Raw genomic sequence first — 21,930 nt, forward strand, 5'->3', positions numbered from 1 at the left:
CATACCTATCCTCTTTTTTGAGTAATAGTTTCAGATTGTTACAGAGTTAGAGATTACTTGCAATGATCTTGAAGCTTTTTCACCGAGCCAGAAAGGAGAGCCATGGACACTCTCTTTTTATTTGAATATCGTAAACTTCTCAAAAGACAAAGAAAAAGTTTTGTTTCGTTTTTATAACTTAGAACGAAATAAATGAAACCTTTTAATAAAAATCACTGAAGATAGGATGACATAAGCTTATGAAAACCATTGTTTTTATTGAAACTAATAAATCTGGTTCGAGTAGAGAAGCAATCCAAGCTGCAGAGCGACTGGGCTTTTTTACTGTATTACTAACTAACAAACGAAGATTCATTGATCAAAGAACAGAATTTCCCGATGTTCACCAAATGATAGTAGTGGAAATATTTGATTACGATCAATTAAGAAAAAAGATCATCAAATTAAAAAAACAGGGGAAACAAATAAAGGGTATTTTAAGTTTTATAGATCCTTTTGTTCATGTAGCAGCATCCTTATCAGAAGAATTTTGTCCAGGTGTTGTCTCTGCTGTTCCAATCAAAAAAATGGAGGATAAAGTTTTAACCCGTGAGATTCTCAAAGACCTCCCAATAACCCCTCGTTATGCAATATATTCACCAAATCAATCTTTAGAGGGATTTATCAATAAAATCAACAAGAAATTTTTACCGCTTATAGTAAAATCCCCTCTATCTTCTGGCTCGAAAGATGTACTGCTAGCAAAAGACGAGTACCAATTAAAGCGTTCGATGCAATTTTTGTTGGAAAAATACGAAAAAAATCCCGTTTTACTGGAAGAATTTTTAACAGGCCCCCAATATTTAATTGAAGCGTTAGTGCACAATGGAAACGTTCATATTGTTGCAATCATTGAACAAGAGATTACGTTTTTCCAGCGATTTATCGTAACCGGATATTGTCTATTAGCAGATCCCGATCGAGACTTTTACAATAAAATATATGAGACAGTAAGTTCCATCTTACAAGCTTTTGAAATGAAAAATGGTGCATGTCATTTGGAAATGCGCTTAGTACAAGGAGAATGGAAATTAATTGAGATCAACCCAAGAATCTCAGGCGGCGCGATGAATCAAATCATTGAAGCTGCATACGGCATTAATTTAGTAGAGGAAACTATTCAATTATTTTTAGGGAATAAGCCTCGTCTCATTAAAAAACATAACAAGTATGCCTATGCTCATTATTTAACAATTAACTCAAAAGGTAAGCTGCTTAAAGTGACAGGCAAAAAACGCTGTTCTCAATATCCTGGTGTAGAGAAGGTTTATATCAAACCCCGAAAAGGTCAGATATTACGTCCGCCTTTATCCATGGGAGATCGTTACGGATACATTCTGACATCATCCGATGATAAGGAAGAAGCGAAAAGAATCGCCATGGAAGCGAAAAGAGAGCTTCGTTTTTTTCTTGAAGATTTGGAGTGATAACCGATGACTTTTAATGGACATGTTTCTAAACATAAAAGAATGAATTAGATTCTCCAATTATGTAACTCTTAATTAAATTTCGAAAAGCAATAAAGCAAAAAAACAGAAGGAATTCTGGGGAATTTATTTAGACCATAGGGGAATACAATTCCTTTCCACTTTTATTTTCTTTCTCGATAGAGTCATTATCCTTTTATGGGAATATCGGTCATATTCTTCCTAATTCATTCGGGCCTTTTAAAACCAGTTTTTTCTTATCAAACAATTTAAAGAAAGGTGGAATAGAGGTATCATGACCTTAATTGGTATGCTTCATCATCGCGCAGACCCCAACAATGTAAAGAAATCATATGCTTATGCCGCTGCAGCAAAAGCAGAAGGTGTTAACTTTTTTTACTTTACCCCAGGGAAAGTAAATATAGAAAAGCAAAAAATTTTAGGGAAAGTCTATGAAAGCGGCGAGTGGATTGAAAGGGAATTTCCCTTTCCTGATGTCATTTATAATTCAAGTTATCCTATTGGTGATAAAGCTGAGGATATTTTTGATTATTTGCATGATAGGATTCCTTTTACAAGTCATTCGATTGGAGATAAATTAAGTGTATATAACAGACTTAAAAGAGCAAAAGAATTTGAACAATACCTTATTCCTTTCCAAAGATTAACGGTTCAGCGTTTTTTTGAAATGATCCAGCGTTATGAAAAGCTTATTCTTAAACCGCTGTCTGGGCATCAAGGCATGGGCGTCATTTTTATTGAGAAAGGAATAGATCATTACAAAATGAATGTGGCAGGAAAAATCTTTTCAATGAGTGAAAAGCGGCTGCCAGACTTTATATCTAAATTACAAGAACAAGATTACCTGGTTCAAAAGTTTATTTCATGTCAAATGAAAGCTGGTCATGTTTATGATTTCCGGCTGCATGTACAAAAAAATGGAGAAGGGAAATGGGTCATCACTTCCATTTTTCCAAGGATAGGCCAATTGGGGAGCATTACATCAAATATGGGCAGTGGTGGTTATAGCACTTATTTAGACACCTTTTTAAAAACAGAGTTTGATGAATCCTGGTACGATATTAAAAGGTATCTTGAGCAATTTGCGATCAGCTTTTCTAACCATTTTGATTCTTTATATGATCGATCACTTGATGAATTAGGAATTGATGTTGGAATGGATGCAAACCAAAAAATATGGCTGTTTGAAGTAAATTGGAGACCAGGTCCGCCTATTGTTAATAATCTTGAATTAGATGTAGCTAGAAATACAATTCAATATGCTAGGTATTTAGCTGAAAAAAACAAAAAAACATAGTAATATCAATGGATTTTAATTACTTTGAAATTGGCTATTGTATTAACTTGAGTGCACTTCAAAACGAAGATATATTACTTGAGGAGAAAGAAAGTAATTCTGAAACACTCGAACCAGCTGTTGAAGCGTCCACATGCAGTTTGTAAGGAGAATATCTCATGGGCTATTTACAAATTGAAGGTGGAGAATATTTGGCGCTTACAATAAAAAAGGGATTTCATTATAAATGAAATCCTTAAAAAATTGCACTCATTAATGTATTGACTTCTTTTAGTATTTTTGCCATTTCTGATAGTTTCTCTGATGGGAATTTCAAAAAAATGGCATGAACTTTCTCTTCGCCCATCCTCGTTAGGACCATTTTTACAACTCTGCGATCTTCACTTTCTCTAACACGGTGAACTAAATTTAACTTTTCCAGTTTATCGCACATAGATGTTACGGCACCAGGAGTAACGTTGAAAAAGTCAGCAATTTCTGTTGCTTTCATTCCGCTATTGATCTTTAGTTGGAGCAGCAGGATCAGCTGATTCTGGGAGAGGGACTCTCCTTCTGATAATAGATGAACAAACATCTTAGATTTTTGTTGTATTTCAAGCATTTCTCTCATTATTATTTCCACATTGTACGTTTGATCCTTTTTCGCCATCATTATCTCACAGCCTAATATAGTATTTTACTTATTAAAATATATGGTAAGTATATAATTAATTTTTGCCGATGCCAACATAGCTGCTGTTTGAAACCTAAGAGTTTCCGGTTTTTTTATAAAGTAATGTACTTTTTAATAAAATTATTTTTTAATAAAGAAATAAAAGTTTAATTATAACCTTATTCAAATGTGGTATGCAGCAATAGCGAAGGGGAATGTCTTATTCCTATTGACCCCATATCGTATGGTAAGGGGGGAGGATTTAAAATGAAAATATTTCTGGTTCTTAGTCAAATTCTATATGTACTTTGTACACTGCCGTGGCTAATCATATGGGGATTGTCGTTTATGAGTTTTGATAATGGCTTTGGATTAGGGAATGTTAGTTTTGTATTAGCCATTGGTTTGTACCCGGTTGCGGTCCTTATCTGCAGTATCATTGCATGGATCCTTCATGTCCGTAAAAGGCGCGGGGCTTTAATAGTAAATTTGATTCCGATGTTATGGATTCTTTTTCTAGGAGTGCCATTATTCTTGATTAATATTTAGTATGGGAGCTTTTACAAAAGCAGAAGGATATTGGATCCTCCTGCTTTTGTCATCGAAGTGGCTGCTGGTTTTGGACTTCGCCATTAATAGGAACATTAGGGGGAGCATTTGTCCTTTCCTTTATTCTAAGCTTTACGGATTTTGGCATCCCGGCGTCTGTAGGGGGTATGAGGGATGCTGTCTATTTTTGCTGTTATGTTTATTGCGAACAATTGTGTTTGCAAAGCTTCTTACTGCTCCATCCCCCATTAACTTTTATGGAGGGGTGCCGGCATGCATAAAATTGAAGGGGTTATCTTAGATTGGGCTGGAACAACGATTGATTATGGCTGTTTTGCTCCAGTACATGTATTTATTGATATCTTTAAACATGCAGGGATTGAAGTAACGATGGAAGAGGCAAGAGCGCCAATGGGCATGTTAAAGATTGATCATATTCGTGAAATGCTAAAGATGCCAAGGATATCTGGCTTGTGGGAGGCAAGGTTTGGAAGAGCATTCAATGAACAAGATGTAGAGAATCTATATGCTGAATTCGAACCTGCATTAATGTCCTCACTAAAAGAGTATACAGATCCCATTCCAGGGGTGGTAGAGACTGTACGGGAATTGAAGGAGATGGGACTGAAAGTTGGTTCGACAACAGGGTATACCCAATCCATGATGGATGTTGTTGTTCCTCATGCAGGGAGTAAAGGCTACAGCCCGGATTTCTATATAACTCCTGATGGAACAAATTCTCTTGGAAGACCGTATCCTTATATGATTTATCGCAATATGGAGGCATTAAAGCTTTCTGCTGCATGGAAGGTTATCAAAGTGGGTGATACGGTTTCGGATATTAAAGAGGGATCCAATGCAGGAGTTTGGTCAGTTGGTGTCATTAATGGAAGCTCTGAACTAGGATTAAGCTTAGATGAATTTAATGCTTTATCAAAGAGAGATCAAGAAACAGCAATTGCTAAAACTGAACAAACCTTTATCCAAAATGGGGCTGATTTTACAATAAAATCAATGAGTGAGCTGCCGCAGTTAATCGAGAGGATTAATCACCTTATTGCTGAAGGGAAAAGACCGCATAAAGCCTTGATAAAATAGATTCGGCACAGAAAGCACTACATAAATTTACTATTTGACGTGTCCCGCTGAATTCTATATTATATGGAAGAGAATAACCGAACTTGATCGGGAGAGGTTCATAGCTTATACCCTCTATAAAAAACTATGGATACATGACAATATGCCATGTCCATAATAGGACATGGCTTTTTTTTGTTTGATCCTGTTTGTTTGCAATAGAATGGTTGAACGCGCCTCTTTTGAAAAGTGTTGGGAAACATTTTTACAGGAGGTATTTTTTATGTCTGGACGCAAGATGGAAGAAGGATTAAAGGATTTAACACTGTTAGGCAATCAGCAAACACAATATCGATCTGATTATGCCCCTGAAGTATTGGAGGCGGTTGATAGTCTGCATTCTAATCGGGATTATTTCGTGAAATTTAACTGCCCGGAATTTACAAGCTTATGTCCTATTACAGGTCAGCCTGATTTCGCAACGATGTACATCTCATATATCCCAGATAAGAAAATTGTGGAGAGCAAATCGCTGAAACTATATTTGTTTAGTTTTAGAAATCATGGCGATTTTCATGAGGATTGCGTCAATATTATCATGAACGATTTAATAAAATTACTAGATCCACGGTACATTGAGGTTTGGGGGAAATTCACACCGCGTGGAGGCATATCGATTGATCCATGGTGCAATTATGGGAGACCAGGCACGAAATATGAAGAGATGGCTGATCATCGGCTGATGAATCATGATCTCTATCCGGAAAAAGTAGATAATCGATAAGGCAGGTAAAGGAAATGATTTTATATTTAAATGGTATATATGTCGGGCTTTTAATTTTAGCTAATATTGTGGCTGTTAAGCTATTTAGCATTGGGGACTTCGCGATCCTGCCAGCAGCTGTTATTATTTACATCTTTACGTATCCAATTATCGATGTGATTGTCGAGGTTTATGGAAAAAAAGAAGGGCAGCGGACAGTGTATGCAGGTCTGATTATGCAAGTGCTTGCCGTTATATTTATTATGATTGCGATCCATTTGCCAGCAGCTCCCGTTTTTACAGACCAGGAGTCATTCCAAACGATATTAAACGGAAGCTTTCGGGTGATTATAGCGAGTCTAATCTCTTATGCGATTAGTCAAAACTTGGATGTTTTTGTGTTTAATCGATTAAAGAGCAAGCATGGGCAGAAAAAGCTTTGGCTGCGTAACAATGCTTCTACCATGCTGAGTCAATTCGTTGATACAACCATTTTTATCACGATTGCTTTCTATGGAACAATGCCTGTTGGTGTACTTGCAGGCTTGATTTTGACCCAATATATTTTTAAGTTTTTTGCATCGATTGTTGTTACTCCGCTTGTGTATTTATTAGTTCATCTTATTAGGAGGAAAGAAGCTGCACTAATAGTTCAAGAGGAAGCTTAATTAAATGAATAGAAGCTTATGAAAGAAATAAAAATAGTCCATTCCTTACGGGTGGACTATTTTAATAGAAGAGATGCTCATATTTATAAAGTGCATCCTTCGCCATTCTTATTTGAAATCTATCTTATTGCTGTCTGGGTTAGTGAACCTATCTTCTTACCACTCTGTATGGAAGATCCCTTCTCTGTCATTTCTCTCATAAGTATGTGCTCCAAAATAATCACGTTGTGCTTGCAGTAAGCTGGCATTGGATGTGCCTGTGCGATAGCTGTCATAGTAAGTGAGTGAGGCACTTAAACATGGGAAGGAGATTCCAGCGTTAATGCCCTCACAAAGGACTTTTCGCAATCCTGATTGATAGTCCTGTGCTTTTTTAGCAAAATAAGGAGAAAGTAACAAATTAGCTAGTTTTGGCTGTTTTTGATAGGTTTCACTGATTATGTTGAGAAATTCTGCTCGAATAATACAGCCGCCACGGAATATGAGAGCGATATCCATTAATGGCAAATCCCAGCCGTATAGCTCAGAAGTCATTTTATATTGAGTGAACCCTTGTGTATAAGCACAAACCTTTCCCATATATAAAGCTTGTCTTACGTACTCAATCCATAATTCTTTATCTAATGGCTGCTTATTCATATCTGGGTCTGCCAGGATGCTTTCTGCAGTTAATCGTTCTTCCTTTAAAGAAGACAGGTATCTTGCAAATAATGATTCCGTAATGATGGATGAAGGGATTCCGTTATTAATTGCTTGAATGCTTGTCCATTTTCCTGTTCCTTTTTGTCCTACTTTATCAAGAATGACATGGATAAGGGGCAATCCTGTTAATTCGTCCTTTTTTCTTAATATGTCTGCAGTAATTTGGATTAAATAGCTATTTAACTCTCCTTGATTCCAAGTGTCGAAAATGTCTGCAATTTCATGAACGCTCAAATTGAGTCTATCTTTTAAAAAAGTATAGGCTTCAGTAATCAGCTGCATATCTGCATACTCGATCCCGTTATGTACCATTTTTACAAAGTGGCCAGACCCTTTCGGACCGATATAAACACAGCATGGACTGTTATCCACTTGGGCTGCTATTTTTGTAAGAATGGGAGCAGCTTTCTCATATACTTCTTTATCTCCTCCTGGCATGATAGATGGTCCTTTTAACGCACCAACTTCGCCGCCGGAAATCCCAATTCCTAAGAATCCAATTCCTTTTGACTTTAACTCCTCATACCTGCGTTCTGTATCTTCGTAATGGGAATTTCCCCCATCCATAATGATATCGCCTGCTTCAAGAACAGGCATTAATGATTGAATGACTGAATCAATCGGCTTGCCTGCTGTGACCATAAGAAAAATTTTTCTTGGTGTTTCTAATGATTGAACAAAGTCTTGGATTTCGAAGTATGGATGGATCGCTTGACCTTGACTTCTTTCAACGAGCTGATAGGTTAAATCCCTCGTATAGTTATAAACAGCTACTTGTTCTCCTTTATTAGCCATGTTTAAAGCGAGATTACTGCCCATCACGCCTAAACCAATAACACCGATTGTATTGGACATTCTTTTCGCTCCTTTTACTTTAGATGAATAGGCAGTAAAGTCCCTTCGTTACATAGGGATGTTTACTGCCTAGAAAGACTATACTTTTTATTAGTAGAGGTTGATTTCTGCTCCAGGTACTCGCTTTCCGCGGGGTCTCAGCTGTCCCACACTTCCCGCAAGAGTCTTGCACCTTCCGCTCCAATCAACTAACCTTTTTTGCTAACACCATTCAAGTAGCTAGTTCAAAGCCACAGTTTTTTTAAAAAGAGCCTATACAAATAAACTTAGTAATAGAATAAACCCTAAACCAGCTACTGAAATAATTGTTTCAAGTAATGTCCATGTTGCAAATGTTTCCTTCATGCTTAATCCAAAATATTCTTTAAACATCCAGAAACCAGCATCATTTACGTGAGAAGCAATTAAACTGCCCGCTCCGGTTGCAAGTACAACTAAAGCCAGGTTCGCATCAGATTGTCCTAGCATCGGAATCACTAAACCAGCAGTTGTTAAAGCTGCAACGGTTGCAGAGCCTAATGAAATACGCAAAATGGCTGCAATAATCCAAGCAAGTAAAATAGGCGATAGGGAAGTGCCGTTGAATAATTCAGCTACATAGTCACCTACACCGCCATCAATTAATACTTGTTTAAAGGCGCCGCCGCCCCCGATAATTAAGAGCATCATTCCAATTTGTGTAATCGCTGTGGTACATGATTCCATAACCGTTTTTATAGGGATTTTCCTAGCAAGGCCCATTGTATAAACGGCAACTAATAAGGAGATCAGCATGGCGGTACCAGCTTCGCCGATAAATCGGATCGCAGCTAGAAAACTATTGTCTGCAAATCCCATTGTCTTTTGCAAAAGAGTAATAATGGTTGCAATCGACATGAGGATAACAGGAAGAATGGCAGTGAAGACACTGATGCCAAATCCAGGAGTATCCTCCAATTTGAATGTTTTTTGCTCTCCTAGTGAAGCGATATTTCCTGTTTTTGTGAATGATGCAGGGACAATTTTCTTAGCAAGTTTCGTAAAAATAGGTCCTGCGATGATGACCGTTGGAAGAGCAATAATAAAACCGTAAAGTAATACTTCACCAATGTTTGCCCCATATTCACCAGCTATAACAGTTGGTCCCGGATGTGGCGGCAAGAAGCCATGGGTTACGGATAAAGCGGCAGTCATCGGTATGCCAAGATACAGAATTGAAACTTTTAACTCTCTTGAAATGGCAAAAACGATTGGAATTAATAACACTAATCCCACTTCGAAAAATAACGCTACTCCAATAATGAATGAGGCAACTACGACAGCCCACTGAATATTTCTTTCACCAAATTTGTTAACTAGCGTCATCGCAATTCGCTGAGCGCCGCCAGAATCAGCGATCAATTTCCCTAACATCGCTCCAAGTCCAAAGATTAACGCTAAATGGCCAAGCGTTCCTCCTAATCCTGCTTCAATCGTTTTAACAATTCCCTCTAGAGGCATTCCGAGGGCTAATGCAACGCCAAAAGATACGATTATTAATGAGATAAAGGTGTTTAATTTTAGCCCCATTATTAAGATCAGTAATGCGATGATTCCAATGGCTACAATGAATAATGGCATGTCCATCCCTCCTAATTATTTACTTGTGTCTATTAAGCCGCGTTGATAGCTGGCTATTTTTGTATATTCATTTGTTAATGCTCGAGAAAGGTTGATAAAAATCGGCAATAATTGTCTATATTCCTTAACAGCTTCAACATTTGGCGTGTGTTTAAAAGTGCTGCCAATCATTTCGGTGGCAACTTCAAATGAATGTATTTTGCCTGTCGCATAGAGCCCCAAAATGCAAGCGCCTAAACAAGAGCTTTCATAGCTTTCAGGAACGACTACTTCAGATTCAAAGATATCAGACATCATCTGTCTCCAAACCTCGGATCTAGCAAAGCCGCCAGTTGCTTGAATTCGTGTTACAGGGCTGTTCATACATTCCATTAAAGCCAAAAATACGGTATATAAATTGTAAATGACACCCTCTAATGCTGCGCGTATCATATGTTCTTTCTTATGTGAAAGGGTGAGACCGAAAAATGAGCCTCTTACATTGGGATTCCAAAGAGGTGCGCGTTCACCTGCAAGGTAAGGGTGAAATAATAGTCCATCAGCACCTGGCCTTACACGCTGAGCGATCTTCGTTAATACCTCATAAGGATCAATGCCTAGTCTTTTTGCTGTTTCAATTTCTGAAGAAGCAAATTCATCCCTTATCCAGCGAAGAATCATTCCCCCATTATTAACCGGTCCACCAATTACCCAATGCTTTTCGGTGAGGCAATAGCAAAATATTCTGCCCTTTTCATCAGTTTGCGGCTTGTCAATAATCGTTCGAATGGCACCGCTAGTCCCAATTGTTACCGCGATTTCGCCTTTTCTAATCGCATTTACCCCTAGGTTAGAAAGCACGCCATCGCTTGCACCAATAATAAATGGGGTTTGCGGATTAATCCCAATCTGCCTTGCTAAATCAGGTTGACAGTTCTGAAATATGGTGGTTGTCGGTACGAGCTTAGATAATTGGGCACGTGTTACACCAGCAATTGCTATAGCTTCCTCATCCCAATCCAGTGTTTTGAGATTCATCATGCCCATAGCTGAGGCAAGAGAGTAATCGACCACATATTGATCAAAAAATTGTTTAAAGATATATTCTTTGATTCCAATGTATTTTTTAGCCCTACCAGCGATTTCAGGCTGCTCATTCACAAGCCATGCAATTTTTGTTAACGGTGACATGGGATGAATGGGTGTACCTGTCCGTTTGTATATTTCATGTCCATTCAATTCATCTTTTATTTTGTGTGCCCATGCTTCGCTGCGATTATCTGCCCAAGTGATACACGGGGTCAATGGCTGGTCATGTTCATCCATCGCAATCACACTATGCATGGCACTGCTAAATGAAATAAATGATAGCGTTTTTTGCGGATGATTCTTCGTTATGTTCGAAATCGCTTTCAGAACAGCCTGGAAAATCTCTTCAGGGTCCTGTTCAGCTGTAGAAATATCCGGTGTGTAAAGGGGATATCCAATATTCTCTTGTTGGATGACCTCTCCCTTTTCAGTAAATAAAACAGCTTTCGTACTTGTCGTGCCGATGTCTATACCTAACATATAGTTACTCATCTTCAAGCTCGACTCCTTTAGATAGCATTTGTTGAGACATCCATAAATCCTCTACCTTCCCTTGGACATCATCAAAGTTTTGATGCAGGGATCTTACCATAAGCGTTCGATCTCTCGTTTTTATTGCTTCAATATACAGCTCATGATTTTCCACAATGCGTGTAAAATCTTCGTATTTTTCCTTAAAGCGAGCACGCATAGATAAAAGAATGAGGGATTCCATAACGGGTTTTAAATTATTCCAGATCATCAGCATATAGGAATGATTAATGGCACGAATAATCGTTTCATGGAATAAGACATCTTGATAAGAAAATTCATCGGCATCTTTAAATTTAATGGCCACTTTCATCATTTCATGGATTTTGCTGAGCTCATTTACTAATTCATGAGTGTCCATCTTAACAAGTCGTTCAAACACAAACGTTTCTATAAGTAAACGTACATCGTAAATTTCTTCAATTTCTTTTTCTGTTAAGCCGATAACGACGGCACCCATTCTTTCTAACCGAATCATATTTTCCGAAGCAAGTATTTTTAATGCTTCACGAATAGGGGATCGGCTCACAGCAAAATCAGCTGCCAATTTATTTTCAGAAAGGATGGTACCGCTTTCAATTAGGCCGGAAATAATTTGCATTCGAAGCTCACATGCTACGCGATCACCAGCCGAAGCTTTAGATAGCCATTTTTCTGGATAGAGAAATTCTTTTGGTTCAGTCATAAAATCACCTTCTTCAATTGATGAAGTATACTTGTATACAAGTATTATAACTGAGATCTTTCATTGTGCAAACGCTTTTAATTATTCTGCCTCTATGCATATATTGGAAACCTATTATTAAATAAAATGGATGATGGAGAATTTCGACGTGACGTTTTCCTTCATAGTTTATGTTATATTGGCGAAAATACTCGAATATGACAATACGCCATGTCCATATCGGACATGGCGTATTGTCATATTTTATTCTCTATGTTTTCAATAGAATGGTTGGGAACCTTTAGTGGCATAAGAAGGATTAGGATAGGAAAGGGAGCAATTTAAGAATCATCTCTCCTAGTTGCTGATTATAAAATGAATTCTATATAAATGTTTCATGCGCGAGTCTAAATCTTCCTCTTACTTTTTCTGAACAGCAATAAAGACATCAATTTCATTATCGGAATCATTTGGCTTGTAACGTTCATCCCATCGTTCCATATCATATCTAATGGGTGCGTAGCCGTTTTCCCCTAGCCATTTGCCGTATAAGTAATCATAAGTTTTATACAATTCTGCTTCAGGTCCTTGATGAGTGTAAGTGACATAGAAATTCTCCGGAATCGTGTGGAGAATGGCTCCCTCAGGGACGTCGCTTGCATTAGATACCTCATAGCCAATGATTTGTGTGAATGAATCCTCTAAGGCATTAAAGTCCTTTTTCATAGGGTATAGCTGAATTAAATAGATGTGATTGCCGCATTTATTCAGAATTCCTTCGGCGTTTTCTTGTAATCTAGCCAATGTTTCTTTGCCTAGATCTCCTTCTTCAATTTCCCGCAGATTTGCTTCAAATTGATAACCGATTACATGAAAGGCTTCTTTCTTCATTACTTTTGGTTCCATCTTGTGAAACTCTCCTTTGTCATTTACTATGATTTATTCTAAATAGCCGGACATATCTGTGATTTAAATTATGCAAAATGGATTTGTATGTGGGGTCTAAGAGGTGAAATTTGTTGTTGTAAGATTAACTTCTCTATTCTTTTGTTTTTCCCTTCCTAATATGGAATATTTCTTTCAAACGTAACGATGAGGGATCTCCTAAGGTCAGAGTCAAGGTTTGTTAATAAAGAATATTTAAGAGAAAATAGAGATGCTATAATAATAAAAAAGTGCAATCAGGAGATTTCAATGTCTTTTTCAAAAAAATATGCAAGTAAGCATTTTTATCAAACGGATGGATTTATAGTGGGTATTATTGCTTTATTGACAGCGGTTCTAAGTGAAGTGAAAGTAGTTCCCTTCGATGGTGAGGTTTTTCGATTTGGTCTTGGCAGCATTACCTTCTTTCTTCTTATTCTCATTTGGTCTCCAATATCTCTTATTCGTACAGGGAGTATCACAGGGATCACGGTTGTTGGCTTCCGTGTGATCGAGGATTTTTTTATTAGTGATATCACTATTTCGGCAAGTGTATGGAGTCATTTGCCAGCGCTATTATTTTATTTAGTATTTGCGCTTGGCTTACATACAATTAAAATCGAACGGTATAAAACCTTTCCGCTTATTTTGGGAGCTTGGGCTACTCTTTTTGAATTGATCGGAAACATATTAGAATACATCATGAGGCACGGATTGCTGCATCAAACGAATGATTTCAGGGACTGGGTATTATTGTTTGGTGTTGCATTGTTCCGCAGTTACTTTGTGGTAGGATTATACAGCTCCATTACCGTTTCAGAGCAAAAGAAAAGGATGCAAGAAATGCTTGAGGTCGGTTCTGAACTATATGGGGAAGTGCTCTACTTGCAGAAATCAATGAACCATATTGAGCAAATAACTGCCGAGAGCTTTGATTTATATCGGAAATTAAAAAAGAATGATCAGCATCAGCTAAGTATTAAAGCCCTTCGTATTGCTCAAGAAATCCATGAAGTGAAAAAGGATTCGCAAAGGATTTTAGCAGGGCTGATGAAAGTAACAGGAAGGGAAAATAGTGATACTCTTTTTCTTGCAGACGTACTGGACTTGGTTGTGGTGGCAAATGAAAAGTATGGTGAATTGTTAAAGAAAAAGATCACCTTTTATATAAATTTATCTGTTAATTTTGAAACAAATCAGCTTATTCCTCTTCTTGCTTTATTAAATAATCTCACTGCCAATGCGGTCGAATCTATAAATGAAAATGGGGAAATTCATTTTGACATAAGGGAAGAATCGCCGCATATTTGTTTTGTCATTAAGGATTCAGGCAAAGGAATTGCAGAAGAAGATGTTTCCATTATTTTTGAACCGGGTTATACAACAAAATTTGATGATGAAGGTGTTGCTGCAACAGGGATTGGACTATCCCATGTCAGCGAAATTGTTCAAAAGCTAGAAGGACAAATTCAAGTGGAGACTTCTGCTAAGGGAACGATTTTTCAAATTCGCATTCCAATTAAAAATATACGAAAGTGAGTTGAACGATCCTGCGTTATTTCATTGTCGATGATGATCCAGCAAGCAGAACGATGCTAAAAAATATAATTATAGATGGAGATTTGGGAGTTGTCATAGGGGAAGCAGAAAGCGGTGCATCTGGACTTCAGACAATCCTTACAATTAACCCGGATGTTGTTTTAATCGACTTACTAATGCCGGAGTTAGATGGAATAGAAACGATTGAGCTTTTGGGGAAGAAAGGGTTTCAGGGCCAATTTATTATGATTTCCCAGATTGAAAACAAAGAAATGGTTGGGGAGGCATATGAAAAGGGAATCGAGTTTTTTATTCATAAGCCAATCAATCGTGTGGAAGTGCAAAGTATCTTAAAGAAGACAGCTGAACAATTTCGGCTAAAAGGTTCACTGCTGACAATTCAGGAGTCTTTGGCAAATATCGGGTTAGCAAATCAAATAAAAAGGCAGTCAAGTGTAAAGGAAATTGTCTTAACGACTTTAAATGATATGGGGATCATTGGAGAAGCAGGAAGCGATGACATTATAGCGATTATTGAATTTTTGATGATTCAGGAACATAAGGTTGCACAATTGCCCCCTTTGAAAGATTTATATGAGGCGGTTGCGAAAAAGCAAGGATGTCCTGATTCAGATATAAATAAAGAAAGTAAAGCAATGGAACAGCGAATTCGCAGAACGCTTCTCGCGGCAACTAATAATTTAGCTTCATTAGGGGCTATTGATTATACGAATCATGAGTTTGAATATTATGCCCCAAGATACTTTGACTTTCAGGAAATAAGAAAACAAATGATATTTATACAAGAAGGAAAAGATGAGCCAATAAGGATAAAAATTAATAGCAAAAAATTTCTTCAAGTGCTTTATCTAGAAACACTGGAAAAATACAGCCAGAATTAGTTAAATAATGGCTCATTTTAAAATTATTAAAAAATATAAATGTCGGATTTAGTAGGATTGAGTAAGTCGCCCGTAAAATTATTTTAATAAGCTATCTCAGCTAGAGAAAGCGTTTTCATTCGTATAAAAGGGGTGACTTCTTGATGAAGAAAAAGTTTAAATTTTCTTTGGCATATCAAATACTTACCGGTCTGGTACTGGGGATTGTTATTGGAGCCATTTTCTACGGGAATCCGGCAGTAGAAACGTACTTACAGCCTATTGGCACCATTTTCCTCAATATGATCAAGATGATTGTTGTGCCAATCATTATTTCTACTTTAATTCTAGGTGTTGCTGGAACTGGAGATATCAAACAGCTAGGGAAGCTTGGCGGGAAAACACTGATCTATTTTGAAGTTGTTACAACGATTGCCATTATTGTCGGTGTATTAGCAGCAAATATTTTTCAGCCAGGTCATGGGATAGATATGTCGTCCCTTTCAAAAGGGAACATTGATCAATATGTTGAAACGACGGAAGAAGTACAAAGTGAAAGCCATGGGGTTTTGGATATCCTTGTCGACATCGTTCCAAGTAACGTGATTAAATCGATGTCTGAAGGCGATATGCTGCCAATTATTTTCTTTTCCGTGTTATTCGGTTTAGGGATTGCAGCCATTGGTGAAAAGGGGAAACCAGTGCTTGCATTCTTCGAGGGGATGGCAGAGGCCATGTTCTGGGTGACAAACATGATTATGAAGTTTGCCCCATTTGGTGTATTTGCTTTAATTGGTGTAACGGTTTCAAAATTCGGGCTGGAATCCTTACTTCCATTAGGGAAATTAATGATTCTTGTTTACGCAACGATGGCATTCTTTATTGTGATCGTGCTTGGCGGGATTGCAAAACTGGTCGGCATTAACATTTTCCATTTGATCAAAGTATTGAAGGATGAGCTGCTGTTGGCCTATTCAACTTCTAGTTCGGAGACTGTATTGCCTAAAGTAATTCAGAAGATGGAGAAATTCGGCTGTCCGAAAGATATTGTTTCTTTTGTTGTTCCGACAGGGTATTCCTTTAATCTGGATGGGTCTACACTATATCAAGCGCTAGCGGCATTATTTATTGCCCAAATGTATAATATTGATTTAAGTATTACGCAGCAAATTACATTAGTATTAGTATTGATGGTGACGTCAAAGGGAATCGCTGGGGTGCCAGGAGTATCCTTTGTTGTTTTACTGGCAACGCTGGGAACGGTAGGAATACCTTTAGAAGGTCTTGCGTTTATTGCGGGAATTGACAGACTTCTTGATATGGCACGTACAGTTGTAAACGTGATCGGCAATGCATTGGCTACGGTTGTCATGTCTAAATGGGAAGGCCGATTTGACTCTAAGAAAAAAGTAGAATACTACTCATCTATTAATCAGCCAGAGGAAACGGTTCAAGCATAATATGATGTGGGACAGGGGGGACAGGAACCTTGTCCCTTCTATATTTCTTGGATACTGGATTCTATTTATTACTATTAACATAGTAAAATGTTGTTATTGACATTAATCTAGTTTCCTGCAATAATAAGGTCAATTAAATATTGGTACCTTTAATTCAGTCCAGAGAGGCTGACAAGGACAGCGGAAGTTAACAATTATTCATGGGATGCGTATATTGGCAGCCTGTGTTTATTGTGAACGAAAGGGGTTTATTGTCAGATATGGCGATAAACCCCTTTTTGTTTTGTCCGAGCTTATTTCAGGACCAATTTCAACACAAAATTGGAGGAATATGCATGGAAAAGATAGATTTAGAGTTTTCACTACAGCCTGTACCAAAGGAACATCGAACGGGGTTTTGGAAGATCCTCGCTGTTATGCTCGGCTTTACATTCTTCTCAGCAAGCATGTGGTCTGGCGGGACATTAGGGAACGGTCTATCATTTAGCAACTTTATTCTGATCGTATTAGCAGGTAATTTAATTCTTGGGATTTACACTGGGGCATTAGCCTACATTGCAGCTAAAACAGGGTTATCTACGCATTTGCTGACTAAATATGCTTTTGGTGAAAAGGGTTCTTATCTATCATCTCTTTTGTTAGGGATTACGCAAGTCGGCTGGTTTGGTGTAGGAGTAGCCATGTTTGCAGTGCCGGTTCAAAAGGCAACAGGGCTTAATGTTTACTTTTTAATCATTGTTTCTGGAATTTTAATGACGATTACAGCGATCTATGGAATTAAAGCACTAGCTATACTAGGAGTTGTTGCAGTGCCTTCGATCGCCATTTTAGGAAGCTACTCTGTTTTAGAGGCTACAGAAACGGCTGGCGGATTTCAAGGCCTAATGGATTATCAGCCGCTTGAAGCAATGGGATTGGCAACGGCGATAACTATTTGCATCGGCTCATTTATCAGTGGCGGAACTCTTACTCCTGATTTTGCCCGGTTTGCAAAGACTGCACGCTCTGGGGTAGTTTCAACAGTTATTGCTTTCTTTCTCGGAAATTCACTCATGTTCTTGTTTGGTGCAGTAGGAGCGATTGTTTATAATAAATCGGATATATCCGATGTGATGTTTTTACAAGGATTAATTATACCGGCTATTATTGTACTCGGTTTAAATATTTGGACGACAAATGAAAATGCCTTATATGCTTCAAGTTTAGGATTTGCCAATATAACAAAAATCTCTAAAAGGAAGATCGTTGTTTTTAACGGGACTGTTGGAACAATCACAGCGATGTGGCTATACAATCACTTTGTTGGCTTTTTGACTATACTAGGATCTACATTGCCATCCATTGGAGCGATCGTATTAGTCGACTATTTCTTATTGAAGCGTGGAAAGTACAAACCATTTAATGAAATGAAATTTAAAGCGGTCAATTGGCTAGCAATCGTTGCGTGGGTAGGAGGAGTTGCAGCTGCGAACTTTATTCCAGGCATTCCACCGATTAATGGCCTAGTAGGAACCGCAATTCTTTACGCTGTTCTAATGAAGACAATTCCACAGCGTGAGGATGCAGTTAATCATTTGGATATTAGAAAAGGCGGGGAAATAAATGATTATTAAACAAGCAAAGCTTAGAGGAAAAGATGGATTCTGGAATATTGTTGTCCAAGATGGAAAGATAAGCAAGGTGACACAAACCTTGGAAGAGCTTTCTGGTCATGAAATCATTGATGTTGGTGGGGCGCTTGTTCTTCCTCCTTTTATTGAACCGCATATCCATTTAGATACAACCTTAACAGCTGGTGAGCCGGAATGGAATAAAAGCGGGACCTTGTTTGAGGGGATTCAAAGATGGTCACAAAGAAAAGAAACATTAACATTTGAAGATGTGAAGACAAGATCAAAAACAGCCTTAAAATGGCAAATTGCTCAAGGAATACAGCATGTCCGTACACATGTAGATGTAACAGATCCAAAGCTTACAGCTTTAAAAGCCATGCTTGAAGTGAAAGAGGAAATGGCTCCTTATGTAGATATTCAATTGGTTGCTTTTCCACAGGAGGGAATCCTTTCCTATCCGAATGGGGTCGAACTATTAGAAGAGTCTTTAAAGATGGGGGCAGATGCAGTCGGAGGCATCCCGCATTTTGAATTTACTCGTGAATATGGTGTGGAATCATTAAAAAAAGCATTTGACCTTGCGGAAAAATATGATCGATTAGTGGATATTCACTGTGATGAAATTGATGATGAGCAATCCCGGTTTGTCGAAGTAGTAGCAAAAGAGGCATATGAGCGTGGAATAGGTACGCGCACAACTGCAAGCCATACAACAGCCATGGGTTCGTATAATGATGCATACACTTACAAGCTGTTTCGACTATTAAAGCTTTCGTCTATTAACTTTGTATCAAATCCGCTTGTTAACATTCATCTTCAAGGACGTTTCGATACGTATCCGAAAAGAAGAGGCTTAACAAGAGTCAAGGAACTTCAAGAGGCAGGATTAAATATTTGCTTCGGTCATGATGATATTTTTGATCCATGGTATCCGCTTGGAACAGGGAATATGCTCCAAGTATTGCATATGGGGATTCATGCTTCACAATTGATGGGCTACGACCAAATCGTAAATTCTATTGATTTAATTACGAGCAATAGTGCGAAAACACTTCAAATTGAGGAAGTCTATGGAATAGAAGAAGGAAAACCAGCGAACTTTATTGTTTTATCTGCTGAAAACGAATATGAAGCCATTCGCAAGCAGGCATCAGTAAGATATTCCTTCCGAAACGGCAAAATGATCGCAGAAACAAAACCAAGTGAAACAACTATAACACTCAACCAAACAAAAGAAAGCGTCAATTTTAATAGATAATAGGACAGGCTGTCCCAGATGGAACAATATAATTTTGAACGGTACCTATTGAAAATGAATTCCTATTATTTTTTTCTTAAGTATAGAACCTCGCAATTTGGTAATAGCTTGATTCAGCTGAATACCAAATTGGGGGTTTTTTTTATATGTTTTGGACCATAACAGCAAGAATGAGGATGCAATAAATGCTGCTGCATTGATAAAATAGAAAGTATCAGCATCCCCAATATGTACATGGGGAACATTTATATTTGCCTGGAAAGGGAAAGGAGATCCATAGTGACAACTATCTGTCTTTCATTTGATGAAATGTGGGAGAAAATTATAGCTTGTGACCGTAAATATGACGGATTATTTTATACAGCTGTAAAAACGACTAAGATTTATTGCCGCCCTTCTTGCAGATCTAGAAAGCCGAAGAAAATAAATGTAGCATTTTATTTTGATATCAATGAGGTCGAACAGGCGGGTTTTCGTGCATGTAAAAGATGTCAGCCAGAAGTAGAGCACTCTCCTCATATTGGTTTGGTTCGAACAATCATTTCCTTTTTAGTGAATCATTATAGACAACAGCTTGTATTACAGGATATTGCTGATCATGCAGGGATAAGTCCTTATTATCTTGAACGGGTTTTTAAACAAGAAACAGATGAAACTCCAAGAACCTATTTAGAAAAAATTCGTGTGGATAAGGCCGCATACCTTCTAACAAGCACAGATCGAACGAATCTAGAGATCTGCTATGAGGTAGGCTTCCAAAGCCCATCTAATTTCTACCGAGTCTTTCGGCGGTTAAAAAACTGTTCTCCCAGTGAATTTAGAAACCTTGTTAGATAGGGGAATGAAATGATGAATTGGATGGATCACGAATCATATTTGGAAATAAAATTGCCACAAGCATTTAGCTACGAAGAATGTTTAGTGTTTCTAAACAGGTCAGACCTAGAGATATTGCATCAAATAGTTGATGGGGTTATATATAAGTTTATTAAAGTAGAGAAAGAGTTCATGTTATTAAAAATTAGCTATACTCCACATTCAATACAAGTTGAATTCCCGTTAAGTACGCCATCTGAGAGTGCCCGTAAATCGGCTGCTGCATATGTATGGGAATGGTTTGATATGGGACAGGATTTGCCATCATTTTATGAAGCTGCATGCAGGTGTGATATTATGAAGCGGCTTGTCTATAAATATAATGGGCTGCGAATGGTGTGTATGCCTGATTTGTTTGAGGCCCTAATATGGGCAATCATCGGTCAGCAGATTAATTTAACCTTTGCTTATACTTTAAAGAAACGTTTTGTAGAACACTTTGGAGAGTGTCTTGCTTTTGAGGGAAGGAAATTTTGGCTGTTTCCATCATATGAAAGAATTGCATCAATAGATATAGAGGATTTGAAGAAACTCCAATTTACTAATAGGAAGGCTGAATATATCATTGGCGTTGCCAAGGTGATGTCAGACGGGAAAATAACAAAGGGAAGCTTGCAGCAGAAAAATGATTATCAGCAGGCGAAACAAGCATTAATGGCCATTCGAGGTGTTGGCGCATGGACAGCAGACTATGTGCTGATGAAATGCTTACATTACAATTGTGCCTTCCCAATTGCAGATGTCGGTTTGCATAATGCACTAAAGCAGCAAATGGGGCTTGAACGAAAGCCGACATTAGAAGAAATCAATCATATAGCAGCAAATTGGCAAGACTGGCAAGCCTACGCAACATTTTATCTTTGGAGGTCTTTATATGAATAATCAGCAAACCGCACAGAGGGACAGCGTAAATGTTCCAATGAAATCAGCAGGGACAAGGAACCTCTCCCCTCGTCCCGCTTTATATACATTAGACTACGAGTCTCCAGTTGGGGTGCTTGAAATAGCAGGCAGTGATGAAGCGGTCTATTCTATTCTATTCAATGATGAGGATGCGGCAGTGAATGTTCAAAGGGAGGATACACCTAACGTATTGATGGATTGCTATGAGCAGCTTGATGAGTATTTTAAAGGAAAGCGCCATGAATTTACTTTTCCTTATATATTTGAGGGAACTGCCTTCCAAAAAGATGTGTGGAATGCATTAACGACGATATCCTATGGGAAAACAGGCTCTTATAAAGATATAGCCGTTGCTATCGGGAATGAAAAAGCGATCAGAGCAGTCGGAAGTGCGAATGGAAGAAACAAATTGAGTATTGTCATACCCTGCCATCGCATTATAGGCTCTAATGGAAAATTAACCGGCTATGCAGGCGGGTTATGGAGAAAAGAATGGCTTCTTCAGCATGAAAACACCTTTAAGAAAGAGTAAGTGGCAGGACAGAGGGGCAGTCCCTCTGTCCC

20 protein-coding genes and 1 riboswitch are annotated in these 21,930 nt (G+C 38.0%); of the genes, 14 read left to right on the plus strand and 6 right to left on the minus strand.

Annotation, left to right across the window (positions count from 1 at the left end; all coding sequences use genetic code 11):
• Positions 1-239 precede the first annotated feature (239 nt).
• Both ASU02_RS00440 and ASU02_RS00445 read left to right on the plus strand, forming a co-directional pair.
• Positions 240-1,466 carry an ATP-grasp domain-containing protein gene (locus tag ASU02_RS00440; protein ID WP_057759791.1) on the plus strand — a complete coding sequence of 409 codons (1,227 nt, stop codon included), beginning with the start codon at positions 240-242 and terminating at the stop codon, positions 1,464-1,466.
• Positions 1,467-1,761: 295 nt separating this feature from the next.
• The gene (locus ASU02_RS00445) at positions 1,762-2,784 is read left to right on the plus strand and encodes a YheC/YheD family endospore coat-associated protein (RefSeq protein WP_057759794.1); all 1,023 of its coding nucleotides are present in this window, start codon (positions 1,762-1,764) and stop codon (positions 2,782-2,784) included.
• A 235-nt stretch (positions 2,785-3,019) separates the two neighbouring features.
• On the opposite strand, the gene ASU02_RS00450 is transcribed toward ASU02_RS00445, so the two are convergent.
• On the minus strand, positions 3,020-3,436 hold the full coding sequence (locus tag ASU02_RS00450; protein WP_232426104.1) for a MarR family winged helix-turn-helix transcriptional regulator: 417 nt from the start codon (positions 3,434-3,436) through the stop codon (positions 3,020-3,022).
• Between the two features lie 267 nt (positions 3,437-3,703).
• On the opposite strand from ASU02_RS00450, the gene ASU02_RS00455 reads away from it, so the two are divergent.
• From ASU02_RS00455 to ASU02_RS00470, 4 genes are all read left to right on the plus strand, one after another.
• A complete protein-coding gene (locus ASU02_RS00455; protein ID WP_057759798.1) occupies positions 3,704-3,985 on the plus strand; it encodes a hypothetical protein in 282 nt (93 codons plus the stop codon).
• A 273-nt stretch (positions 3,986-4,258) separates the two neighbouring features.
• The gene (phnX, locus tag ASU02_RS00460; protein ID WP_057759801.1) at positions 4,259-5,083 is read left to right on the plus strand and encodes a phosphonoacetaldehyde hydrolase; all 825 of its coding nucleotides are present in this window, start codon (positions 4,259-4,261) and stop codon (positions 5,081-5,083) included.
• Between the two features lie 87 nt (positions 5,084-5,170).
• A riboswitch (PreQ1 riboswitch) is annotated at positions 5,171-5,217 on the plus strand.
• Positions 5,218-5,345: 128 nt separating this feature from the next.
• Positions 5,346-5,846: a preQ(1) synthase gene (gene queF, locus ASU02_RS00465; protein ID WP_057759804.1), complete on the plus strand. Its 501-nt coding sequence runs from the start codon at positions 5,346-5,348 to the stop codon at positions 5,844-5,846.
• Between the two features lie 14 nt (positions 5,847-5,860).
• Positions 5,861-6,493 (plus strand): queuosine precursor transporter, encoded by a 633-nt coding sequence (locus ASU02_RS00470; protein ID WP_057759807.1) that lies wholly within the window; start codon positions 5,861-5,863, stop codon positions 6,491-6,493.
• Positions 6,494-6,649: 156 nt separating this feature from the next.
• On the opposite strand, the gene gnd is transcribed toward ASU02_RS00470, so the two are convergent.
• From gnd to ASU02_RS00495, 5 genes are all read right to left on the minus strand, one after another.
• On the minus strand, positions 6,650-8,050 hold the full coding sequence (gene gnd / locus ASU02_RS00475; protein WP_057759810.1) for a decarboxylating NADP(+)-dependent phosphogluconate dehydrogenase: 1,401 nt from the start codon (positions 8,048-8,050) through the stop codon (positions 6,650-6,652).
• Positions 8,051-8,302: 252 nt separating this feature from the next.
• The gene (locus tag ASU02_RS00480) at positions 8,303-9,649 is read right to left on the minus strand and encodes a GntP family permease (RefSeq protein WP_057759813.1); all 1,347 of its coding nucleotides are present in this window, start codon (positions 9,647-9,649) and stop codon (positions 8,303-8,305) included.
• Between the two features lie 15 nt (positions 9,650-9,664).
• Complete coding sequence (gntK, locus tag ASU02_RS00485; protein WP_057759815.1) at positions 9,665-11,209, minus strand: gluconokinase; 1,545 nt, start codon at positions 11,207-11,209, stop codon at positions 9,665-9,667.
• Positions 11,202-11,933: a GntR family transcriptional regulator gene (locus ASU02_RS00490; protein WP_057759818.1), complete on the minus strand. Its 732-nt coding sequence runs from the start codon at positions 11,931-11,933 to the stop codon at positions 11,202-11,204. The genes gntK and ASU02_RS00490 overlap by 8 nt, the downstream gene beginning before the upstream one ends.
• A gap of 399 nt (positions 11,934-12,332) precedes the next feature.
• Positions 12,333-12,818, minus strand: a complete 486-nt coding sequence (locus ASU02_RS00495) for a GyrI-like domain-containing protein (RefSeq protein ID WP_057759821.1) — start codon at positions 12,816-12,818, stop codon at positions 12,333-12,335.
• Positions 12,819-13,106: 288 nt separating this feature from the next.
• Here ASU02_RS00495 and ASU02_RS00500 point away from each other — a divergent pair, with 288 nt between their 5' ends.
• The 8 genes from ASU02_RS00500 (at position 13,107) to ASU02_RS00535 (ending at position 21,898) form a co-directional block, all read left to right on the plus strand.
• Positions 13,107-14,375, plus strand: coding sequence for an ATP-binding protein (locus tag ASU02_RS00500; RefSeq protein ID WP_057759824.1), 1,269 nt, complete (start codon positions 13,107-13,109; stop codon positions 14,373-14,375).
• Positions 14,376-14,386: 11 nt separating this feature from the next.
• Complete coding sequence (locus ASU02_RS00505) at positions 14,387-15,277, plus strand: response regulator (protein WP_057759827.1); 891 nt, start codon at positions 14,387-14,389, stop codon at positions 15,275-15,277.
• A gap of 143 nt (positions 15,278-15,420) precedes the next feature.
• Positions 15,421-16,716, plus strand: a complete 1,296-nt coding sequence (gene gltP, locus ASU02_RS00510; RefSeq protein WP_057759830.1) for a glutamate/aspartate:proton symporter GltP — start codon at positions 15,421-15,423, stop codon at positions 16,714-16,716.
• Positions 16,717-17,051: 335 nt separating this feature from the next.
• A complete protein-coding gene (gene codB, locus ASU02_RS00515) occupies positions 17,052-18,329 on the plus strand; it encodes a cytosine permease (RefSeq protein WP_057759832.1) in 1,278 nt (425 codons plus the stop codon).
• Positions 18,319-19,587: a cytosine deaminase gene (locus ASU02_RS00520; protein ID WP_057759835.1), complete on the plus strand. Its 1,269-nt coding sequence runs from the start codon at positions 18,319-18,321 to the stop codon at positions 19,585-19,587. The genes codB and ASU02_RS00520 overlap by 11 nt, the downstream gene beginning before the upstream one ends.
• Before the next feature lie 309 nt (positions 19,588-19,896).
• Complete coding sequence (locus ASU02_RS00525) at positions 19,897-20,424, plus strand: bifunctional transcriptional activator/DNA repair enzyme AdaA (RefSeq protein WP_082631665.1); 528 nt, start codon at positions 19,897-19,899, stop codon at positions 20,422-20,424.
• Between the two features lie 12 nt (positions 20,425-20,436).
• On the plus strand, positions 20,437-21,345 hold the full coding sequence (locus ASU02_RS00530; protein WP_057759840.1) for a DNA-3-methyladenine glycosylase family protein: 909 nt from the start codon (positions 20,437-20,439) through the stop codon (positions 21,343-21,345).
• Between the two features lie 37 nt (positions 21,346-21,382).
• The gene (locus ASU02_RS00535) at positions 21,383-21,898 is read left to right on the plus strand and encodes a methylated-DNA--[protein]-cysteine S-methyltransferase (RefSeq protein ID WP_057760434.1); all 516 of its coding nucleotides are present in this window, start codon (positions 21,383-21,385) and stop codon (positions 21,896-21,898) included.
• Positions 21,899-21,930 lie beyond the last annotated feature (32 nt).

It is taken from the genome of Cytobacillus praedii, from assembly GCF_001439605.1.
In the GTDB taxonomy this organism is placed as follows: domain Bacteria; phylum Bacillota; class Bacilli; order Bacillales; family Cytobacillaceae; genus Cytobacillus; species Cytobacillus praedii.